At 72.6% G+C, this 5,289-nt stretch carries 6 protein-coding genes; 2 read left to right on the plus strand and 4 right to left on the minus strand.

Annotated features, from left to right (window positions below; genetic code table 11):
* From JM949_RS33150 to JM949_RS33165, 4 genes are all read right to left on the minus strand, one after another.
* Window positions 1–760, minus strand: a 760-nt coding sequence (locus JM949_RS33150; RefSeq protein ID WP_203151995.1) for a hypothetical protein, incomplete at its 3' end; no start/stop codon positions are given.
* Window positions 761–1,078: 318 nt separating this feature from the next.
* Complete coding sequence (locus tag JM949_RS33155; RefSeq protein ID WP_203151996.1) at window positions 1,079–2,428, minus strand: FAD-dependent oxidoreductase; 1,350 nt, start codon at window positions 2,426–2,428, stop codon at window positions 1,079–1,081.
* Between the two features lies 1 nt (window position 2,429).
* Window positions 2,430–2,837, minus strand: coding sequence for a TcmI family type II polyketide cyclase (locus tag JM949_RS33160; protein ID WP_238434335.1), 408 nt, complete (start codon window positions 2,835–2,837; stop codon window positions 2,430–2,432).
* A 93-nt stretch (window positions 2,838–2,930) separates the two neighbouring features.
* On the minus strand, window positions 2,931–3,728 hold the full coding sequence (locus JM949_RS33165) for an AfsR/SARP family transcriptional regulator (protein ID WP_203151997.1): 798 nt from the start codon (window positions 3,726–3,728) through the stop codon (window positions 2,931–2,933).
* A 412-nt stretch (window positions 3,729–4,140) separates the two neighbouring features.
* Here JM949_RS33165 and JM949_RS33170 point away from each other — a divergent pair, with 412 nt between their 5' ends.
* Window positions 4,141–4,479, plus strand: coding sequence for a TcmI family type II polyketide cyclase (locus tag JM949_RS33170; RefSeq protein WP_203151998.1), 339 nt, complete (start codon window positions 4,141–4,143; stop codon window positions 4,477–4,479).
* Window positions 4,476–5,289, plus strand: an 814-nt coding sequence (gene accD, locus JM949_RS33175; protein WP_203151999.1) for an acetyl-CoA carboxylase, carboxyltransferase subunit beta, incomplete at its 3' end; no start/stop codon positions are given. The genes JM949_RS33170 and accD, both read left to right, overlap by 4 nt.

Raw genomic sequence — 5,289 nt, forward strand, 5'->3', positions numbered from 1 at the left:
CGTCCGCCGGCTCGGCGTCCGCCGGCTCGGCGTCCGCCGGCTCGGCGTCCGCCGGCTCGGCGTCCGCCGATGGCTCCGCCGGTGCCGGATCGACCACCGTGGCCTTGACTCCCTCGTCCTCGTCCTCGTCCTCGTCCTCGTCCTCGTCCGGCGACGGGCCGGCCGGGGTGTCGACGGGCGTGTCGACGGCGGGGGTGGTCGCGACAGGTGCCTCGACGCCGGCCGGGGTGGCCTCGGTCGTGGTGCTGCCGAGAGGCGCCGTGCCCGTGGCCGGGAGGTCGTCCGCGGGCTGGCGGGGTGCGATCACGGCCGCCGGGGTGGGTTGCTGGTCGACGGTGGCCGGCGCGGTGCTGGGCTCCGGCTCGGTCGCGTCGGGCTGCTCGGCGGCCGGTACCGGCGGCGGGGCCTCGGTCAGCGCCATGTCGGCCGGGTCGACGGTGCTCGGGGCATCATCCGCCGGGACCGGCACCGGGGTGGGGCTGTCGGGCCCGGTCAGTGCGGCCGGCGCGCTGACCGTGTCGACAGGCGTCGGCTCGTCGGCGACCGCGGTCGGTGCCGGGTCGACGGCGGCCGCAGGACGGGCCTCGTCTGTGGTGGCCGCCGGCGTCGGCGTGCTGATCACGGCCAGACCGGCGACGGGGTCACCGTCCACTATCGAGTTGCGCTGTGCGCCCCGCCGGCCGCGCAACAGCCACCCGGCGGCCAGGCCCAGCAACAGTGCCAGTACCAGTATCAGCGAGTGTCCGATAGACCACGCCACGGCGAACCTCCCTCTCACCTCGTTGGAAAAGTCACGAGAAAAACTCGCCGCAGCTTCGCACACGCGTATTGGCGACGACAGAGAGGATCGGCCGATGGCGTCGTTGGTGGACCAACCACCTCATACCGTGCCGACCAGGTGACAGAGCGTCGCGCCGGCAGGGCGACCGCGACGACGACGCGACCGCGACGAGACAGCGACCACGACGAGACAGTGACCGGGACGAGACAACGACCGGAACGACAACAAGGACCGCGACGACACGACGGGACCCGGGCCCGGCGGGGGACGCCGAGCCCGGTCGGGGCGCTGCCCGGTTCAGTCCTGGTCGCCCTCGTAGGTGTGGAAGTCGTCGACGAACCGGCGACGCAGGGGTGGCACCCGGCTGGTCACTCCGAAGTAGCCGCGCGCGCCGAGCAGCGCGAGTCGACCCACCACCGGCCGGTACATCCGGTCGTCGCCGTTGGTGCCGCTGCGGTTCAACGACTCGGCGACCCGGGCGAACCCGTACGGCGCCATCACCGCCTCGTAGTCGGCCACCGCCTGGAGCAGTGTCTTGTCACCGGCTGTGGCGCGGCTGAGCTGCTCACAGAGCAGGCGGGCGTCGCGCAGCGCGGTGTTCGCGCCCACGCCACGACCCGGGGTCATGGTGTGGATGGCGTCGCCGAGCATGGTGACGGTGCTGCTCTTCCAGGGCGGCACCGGCTCGGACGTGGACACCGTGATCGGCAGGGCGCTGGTCGGGTCCGCGCGGCTCAGTAGTTCCCGCAGGTTCGGGTGCCAGTTCGCGGTGCGGTCCAGGGCGACCCGCACCAACTCCTCGCCACGGCGTGCCATCACGTCGGCCGGGAACCGGCGGGCCGCGCTCCAGATGATCAGGTTGATGTTGTCGGTGGTGGTGTCGTGAGCCAGGCCGGGCCAGTTTCGCAGCAGGGCGGCGTCGGCGTCGCCGACGCCCGGCTTGATCGCCCGCTCGGCGTCCCACTTGAACTCCATCACGTGCAGCACGCCCATCATCCCGCCGACTCCGAAGATCAGCGAGATGCCCTGCTGGACCCGCTCCGGAATGAGGCCGCGGGTGTGCGCGGTCAGCGGGATCCGGGTGGCGATGTTGATGGTGCCGGCGTCGCGGGTGACGGCGTGCGGCAGGTACTGCCGGCGTACCGCCGAGTGCGTGCCGTCCGCCGCCACCAGCAGGTCGCCGGTGGCGCTGGTGCCGTCGGCGAAGTACGCGGTGACGGTGCCGTCGTCGCGCTGCTCGTACCGGGTGAAGCTCTTGTCGAAGTGCACCACGTCGTCCAGGCCGGTCAGCAGCACCTGGCGCAGCACCATCCGGGCCACCGAGTGTTCGGTGCGCACCGGGTCGGCGCTCGGTCGCAGCGCGAACGACGCGGTCTGCCGGAGCCCCTGGGTGACGACGTTGAAGTAGTGCGGCGGCCGGGCGCAGGTGGCCAGGAAGGTGGCGAACAACTCCGGGGGTAGGCAATCGCGCAGCGCCCGGCTGCCGGTCGGGCCGATGCCGACCCGGTAGCCGAGCAGACCCTCGGCACGGTCACGGTGCCGTTCGTAGACGGCGACGCTGATCCCGGCCCGGCGCAGACCGTGCGCCAGGCACAGCCCACCCGTGCCGGCCCCGATGATCAGGACGTGCGGTGGCGCGGCGGACATGTCAACCGGCCGGGTGCGCCGCGGGCGCTTCGGTGCTCGTCGTGCGCGTCGTGGGCGCGTCGGTGTTGGTTGCGCGCGCCGTGGGCGCGTCGGTGGCGTCCCATCGGTAGAAGCAGCCGGCGATCGCGTCCCGGGGGGAGCGCCAGGTCGGCAGGTACGGCGACGTGTGCGCGGAGAGCCGCTCGTTGACCTGCTGGAAGAGCGGATGGTTGCGGGCCGCCGCGAGCGCGTCCGGGTCGACGTCGGAGGTTTCCAGCAGGTGTACGCACAGGTCGTGCAGGCAGTACAGGGATCGGTGCGTGACACCGGTCAGGCCGGGGAGTTCAGTGGCGTCGGACTCGGCGAAGATCTGGGCGACCCGCCCCTCCGCTCCCGGGATGATCCGGCTGACGATCAGTAGACGACTCATGGGACCCCTTCCGCCGATGGCGTGCCCGACCCTCGGGGATCGGCGCCCGGTGCTCTGTGCGCCCACCGTGCCGCAGCGCCTGTCACGTCACCGTCACGTGCGCCGGCCGGCCGGTGACGGACGATCGGTCACCGCGTCCCGGCTGGCCTGGCGGATCGGGGCGAGCGTGTCGTCGAGCAGGGCGCTCATCGCCGGGCTCGGCTCCAGCCGTAACTCCCGACGCAGCAGGTCCCGGTAGACGTAGAAGGCGTGCACGGCCTCGAACGCGTTGCCCTCGGCCAGATGGATCCGGACCACCAGCCGGTGCGGCGTCTCCCGTAGCGGCTCGGCGGCCATTGCCTCCAGGGCGGCCTCAAGGGCCTCGCCGTGCCGCCCGGCGGCCAGGTGCTGCCCGGCGACCTGCTCCAGCATGTGCAGGCGGAGCTGGCGCAGTCGTTCCCGGTCCAACAGCACCCAGTCGTCGTACCAGCCGGGTAGGAGGTCGTGCCGTCCGGCGGCGAGCGCCCCGGCGGCGGTGCGGGGATCGTCGCCGTCGCGGACCCGGGCCGCGTTGCCGACCAGGTCGTCCACGTCGAGCCGGACCGTCGGGCTGAGCCGCACGGTGTCACCGGCCACGGTCATCGGGCAGCACGGGTCCTGCCGGAGCCGCCACAGCGCGGTGCGCAGGGAGGACAGCGCGCGTTCCTCCGACGCGTCGGGCCAGAGCATCCCGGCGAGCTGGCTGCGGGTAGCGCCGGGGCGCAGGCCGATCAGCGCGATCACCCGTTGCAGCCCCTTCGGCACCACCACCGGCGCTGCCTCGCACAGCAGTCGGAAGCCGCCGAGCAGGTGCAGTGAGACGCCCTCGTCGGGCGGGTCCCCGGCGGTCGGCATGGACGGATCAGCGGCCACGGCGGCACCCCCTGCGGAACGCTCGTCCCGACTGTCTGCTGCGTCCCGGATCGGTGGCCCGTGACGCCACTGTCGGCCTCACCGATCATGGCGCGGCCCGGCCCGTTCAGGCCGGGCTGACCAGGGTGAAGATTATCAATTACAGTCACTTTCAGTCAACGCCGTTATGCACATTCTATTCGCGACACTCAACCTGAGGTCGGTTCTGAACTGCGCAAATGCCGAGGCGGTGCGGTGCGGTAACGCATAGCTGATGCACAGGTTGCGTCTACGCAGCGTCACCGCCGTGCGTCGCGAAGCGGTCTGGTTCGGTGACGCCGCCGTGACGAGGACCGGCGCATCGTGTCGGCAGTCGTCCAGCGTGTCCGGGGGCCACCCGTCGCCGGCCGGACGCCGTGGGGGGAGGCCCGAAGTGGACCGATCGCTGATCATCGCGAAGGTGGATCCGACCGCCGAGGAGCGGGTCGCCGAGATCTTCGCCGAGTCGGACGCGACGGAGTTGCCGCGCCTGGTCGGTGTCCAGCACCGCTCGCTGTACCGCCTGCACGACCTCTACGTCCATCTGCTCGAAACCGCGCAGCCGGCGCAGGGTGCGGTGGAGGCCGCCCGTGGCCACCCCGAGTTCATCCGGGTCAGTGACCGGCTGCGGCCGTACGTCTCGCCGTACCTGTCGACCTGGCGTTCGCCGCGCGACGCGATGGCCCAGTGCTTCTACCGGTTCGACGCCCCGGACGGCGGGCGGCGGCCGTGACGGCCACCGCGTCGCGCGAGGAGCAGCTCTGGTCCCGCTGCGCCGGCTGCGCCAGCCTGCTCTACCGCAAACGGTTACGCCGCAACCTCGACGTCTGCCCCGAGTGCGGGGAGCACGCCCGGCTCGGCGCGCCGGAGCGGCTGCGCCAACTCGTCGATCCGGGGTCGCTGTGCCCCCTGCCCGACCGGCTGCCGGAGGCGGACCCGATCGGCTTCGTCGACGTGCTGCCGTACCCGCACCGGCTCACCGGCGCGCGGGCCAGCACCGGCCTGGCCGAGGCGGTCGTCTGCGCCACGGCCACCATCGGCGGGCACCCGGTGGCGCTGGCGGTGATGGACTTCCGCTTTCTCGGCGGCAGCCTGGGCTGCGCGGTGGGTGAGCTGATCACCCGGGCGGCCGAGCGGGCGCTGGACGACCGCACCCCGCTGATTTTGATCACCGCCTCCGGTGGGGCGCGGATGCAGGAGGGTGTGCTGTCGTTGATGCAGATGGCCACCGTCAGTCAGGCCATCGCCGCGCTGCGCGAGGCGGGGCTGCTCACCATCAGCGTCCTCACCGATCCGACCTACGGTGGGGTGGCCGCGTCGTTCGCCACCAACACCGATCTGGTGCTCGCCGAGAGCGGCGCGCGGATGGGCTTCGCCGGCCCGCGGGTGATCCGGCAGGTCACCGGACGGGCGTTGCCGGAGGGTTTCCAGACCGCCGACTTCCTGCTGCGGCACGGGCAGGTCGACATGGTGGTGCAGCGCCGGTCACTGCGCGGCCGGTTGGTGGCGCTGCTCGCCGCGAGCCGCGCCGGCCGTCCGGCCC

This window comes from Micromonospora tarensis, from assembly GCF_016803395.1.
Classification (GTDB): Bacteria; Actinomycetota; Actinomycetes; order Mycobacteriales; family Micromonosporaceae; genus Micromonospora; species Micromonospora tarensis.